Origin of the sequence: Pseudopedobacter sp. (genome assembly GCF_040392825.1) — a bacterium.
Taxonomy (GTDB): domain Bacteria; phylum Bacteroidota; class Bacteroidia; order Sphingobacteriales; family Sphingobacteriaceae; genus Pseudopedobacter.
On the sequence record NZ_JBEBVH010000328.1, the window covers coordinates 1 to 3,865 of the forward strand.

General features: G+C 38.3%; 3 protein-coding genes. 1 reads left to right on the forward strand and 2 read right to left on the reverse strand.

The genetic code is table 11. The features are described from left to right. Positions 1 to 1,530: SGNH/GDSL hydrolase family protein (locus ABWO41_RS16365; RefSeq protein ID WP_353140329.1), on the reverse strand; the 1,530-nt coding region annotated here is incomplete at its 3' end. 441 nt (positions 1,531 to 1,971) lie between these two features. On the opposite strand from ABWO41_RS16365, the gene ABWO41_RS16370 reads away from it, so the two are divergent. Next, on the forward strand, positions 1,972 to 2,802 hold the full coding sequence (locus ABWO41_RS16370; RefSeq protein WP_353140331.1) for a hypothetical protein: 831 nt from the start codon (positions 1,972 to 1,974) through the stop codon (positions 2,800 to 2,802). Between the two features lie 359 nt (positions 2,803 to 3,161). On the opposite strand, the gene ABWO41_RS16375 is transcribed toward ABWO41_RS16370, so the two are convergent. Further along, a partial coding sequence (locus tag ABWO41_RS16375; protein ID WP_353140333.1) for a T9SS type A sorting domain-containing protein occupies positions 3,162 to 3,865 on the reverse strand: 704 nt, incomplete at its 5' end.

Below are 3,865 nucleotides of genomic sequence, written 5' to 3' on the forward strand. Positions count from 1 at the left end.
TCCCTTAGATTTAAAATAATCCAGTTGAGAAACGGTTGGGTAGGTATATTCTCTGTTATAAAGTCCGGGCGCTTTATGCGGAGCGAACTCAGCACCTGAAGCATTGGTTCCAAATGGAAGTTTGCTTCTGTCCGGCATATTAATATCAGCTTTATTGATTTGATAGTTATGTGCTATTGGTTTACTTGCTTCATAAATCAGGTCCGGAAGTTTTGCGACCTGCTGTTCCAACTCATTTTGCAACGCTTTATTTACCAGGTAATCATCAAAAACCTTTTTTAGGGCAGGGTGTTTCGCATCTTTTGATGCCTGCAGGAAACCCAGATAATTATCTATAAAAGCTTTGACAGGTTCTATATCCGATTTCCATAGATTCTCTGGCAGGTAGCTGAACTCTACAAATTTTATATCTCTTAATTTCCGCTGAGCGTTGCGATATAAAACTGCCTGTTGCATTACTTTCAATGCCTGTTTATATTGCGGTGTTGTTTTGATGTCTGCTAAATTGATTCCTTTTCCTAATTCTTCATTTGTAAAGTTTCCTATCAGTGTGCCGTCAATAACAACGGCATATTTTCCTTCTGCCAACGCGTTAACTTTTAACAACTGCACATTAAATTCTTCAGAGAAAGGAACAAGGGATAATGCCTGTTCTGCCTCTGCGGGTACAGGAAAAGGAAGGCTTTCTTCTGCCGATTTGAAACTTATTGTCTCTTCATCAAGCTTTAAGTCGGTTATAGTCGTATGTTTCGCATCTTTTACAGCTCCGTTTTCTATTTCAATCGAAGAGACATATTTGGGCGCCTGTGTGTATTTTAAGAACTGATAGGCCATAATGAAATTGCCTGTTGCGCCCGGATGCACCCTGTCGTTTCCAATAATAGTCGCTTTTGGATTGTCTTTCTGTACTTTAAGATTAATCTGGTTCATAATTGTCCAGTAATCAATGGTGCTCAGCTTGTATTTTTTAGCGAGCTCATCCATTATCTGTGTACATTTTTTCAGGGCGTCGTTTACGCCTGCGAAATTGGGTGTCGGTAAATCACCTGTCTGGTCGTAAATACTTGGTTTTTGCAGTATTACCTTTGTTTTAGACTTTAAAAGCCGTTGAATTACGTTTTCCAGATAATTCCTGTAATCTGTAAGCGCCCGTTCTTTTCGGGCCGGAATATCCGAGTTTCCTTGTACTTCGGGGTTATACAGACTTCTGTTTACATCATTCATTCCAGCCATTACTACAGACCAGTTTGCCTTTTTAGGAAGAATATCCGCATCCATTCTCCGTAGAAAGCTGTTTGCATTATCTCCTTTGATCCCGGAATTGTAAAAAGTGACCTTTACATGCGGAAAGCGTGTCACGTAATATGTAAGTATGTAGTGGTGAAAATCCCCATCATGGGTAATACTGTTTCCAATAAAGTTTACCTGGTCTCCGTCTTTAAAAAAATTATCTGTACGGGGCTGTGAATAAGCCGGTGTAAAAACCGTATTGATTAAAAATAATAAAATAATAATTAGCTTCTCTTTCATTTTCCTGAACTATATTAAAAGTATATACACAGCCAAAGCCATGTATATACTGTCTGTATTGTAATTAATTATTAGATTCTTCTTCCGGGGAAGCTAAAATAGGCTCAGGGTGTTATAAATCCATGTATTTTTTTAGCTAAAAGCGATACATTTCCGATAGTCTTAAAGGTTCGAATGATTTCGCCGCACCATGATATGGCAATAACATCATTACAACTTCTATACTGATTCAGAGCTTCTTCGAAACCGACTGAACCAATATAAAACCATCCCCGAAGCAATATAGGAGATAGAGGCCGAAAAGGTTATAGCTATAGTGGGTTTAACGTGGACTTGATGTGGATTAAAGGTGGATTTGATGTGGATTTATAAATTGAAAAACTATTGGGTTTCTTTCAGGCAAAATTTATAAATTTATCGGTTTACTAATTTACAAAAAAAATGGCAACACAAGACGGGTTAATTTCATATTCGGGCAAACTTGGCAATACGGTAGGTTATCGCCGGGGCAAAAAACACTTTAACCGGTCGTTGCCTAAAGAATACAACCTTTCGGAGAGCAGCAAAAATAGCGGGACCGAATTTGGGCATGGAAGCACTGCCTGCAAGCTCACAAAAACTGCGTTTGCCTCTCTCATGCTCAGGCCATTTAAAAGAACCCTTCATAACCGGCTTTCAGAAATTTTCAGAAAAGTAATACGCAGCGGGCCTTCGGTTATGAAAGGTCAGCGAAGCGTATTTGATGGCAATATAAGCTTACTAAAAGGTTTTGAATTTAGTGATAAAGCTAAATTGGAATCCATCTTTAAGCCCTCGCCAAAAATCAATTTAGCAAACGGAGAAATAAAGCTTGACTTTCCGAGTTTTACATGGGACAGTTTGATGGGTATTCCTGATCATGCAGAAAGAGCAGTATTGAGCCTGGGCCTGGCTTTTCTTGATTTCAAAAACAACATTTACGATTTTAACCCAGCTCCGGAGTTAAGGATAGACAAGAAAAGTGATTTTCCTGGCGGTAGCCTCGTTTTGCCCATCTCCGGAGCTAATGAACTGGCAATATTGGTTATGATGACTATTTTTTTTGAAAGCGGTACAGGGAAAAGTAATTCTAAAATAGACAACCAGCTATATCAGGCCGGAGCATTTCTGGAGGCTATACATCTCCGAGATGGCAAAGCTGTAATTTTTGAACAGGAAGAGTTGCCTGAAGAGACCCCAAGCAATGAATCTGTTCCTGCTTTGATTTGGTCCCTTAATCAGGATGAGAAGTAACTTATTAGACAGGAAGTTTATTCCTAAAGATTCCAATTTGGCGTATTAATAGCCCCAGATACGATGCCATTCAACCAACCACATAGGCTTTGAGAGTCTCAGTCTGGCTCCAACAGGGAGATCACAATCCGAGAGCCTGCCGTATGGGCAAACTCTCGAATTGTATGTGCTGATCAAAAAAATTTAGTTTAATTTTTAACATCCAACTGTATCAGATCTGTTGAGCATTAATCAAAGTACCATTCTCTATATTTATCACAGGCAAAGCAGGAAACAGCATCATCTCCATAATATCTTGATTGTCTTACGATTAACTTCAACCCAAAACAGCCTTTTCAGCGATGGGATGGAAAGCCTGTTTATTCTTTCTTAATTATCTTCTGGCTATATTGATTTTCCCCGTCTTTGATATTCACGACATATACTCCTGGCTTAAAAGAAAATAGTCTCTGATTTAAGCTTTCATTGATTTCATTATGAGTACCGGATGATTCGAAAACAACCTGACCATCCATACCGATTACTTTCATCTTTAAATTACGATCTGCAGTTATCAGATTTATCTTAACATAATTTTCAACCGGATTTGGATATAAAATTAAAGACTCCCGGCCTTCTGTCTTGTTATTCTCTTCTGTGAAAGAGAGTAAATTATTTTTTTTCTCGTTGAATTTCATTAAAGGAGATGCAGGGGAAGACGACGCAGCCAGTTTAATATAATCTATACTTACTGTTTTGTTTACCGAACCCGTTATAGCCCCAAGAGGAATATCAAAACGGATAATTTTTATCGCGCTCTTGCTTGTCCAGTTTGTATTTCCGCTGAGGTCAATTACATATTCTTTATAGTTAGTATCGTTCGCTGTAATATTGAAGGTTACATAATTATATGCCGTATAATCATGCCAGTAAAATGCTGCCTGGGTTTGGTTTGTAGTATTTTTAAGCTTTATAATAGCATATTTGTGAAGAGAAGTGTTTATCGGATCAAGAGAAGTGACATCATATTTTATGTGATTATAAGCCACCACTGTTTGAAGGTTTAGCTTACTGTCTGCCGTTG

Excerpts from the sequence above, each read along its gene's own strand:
- ABWO41_RS16370 (WP_353140331.1), top strand. The coding sequence starts at position 1,972 with ATGGCAACACAAGACGGGTTAATTTCATATTCGGGCAAACTTGGCAAT.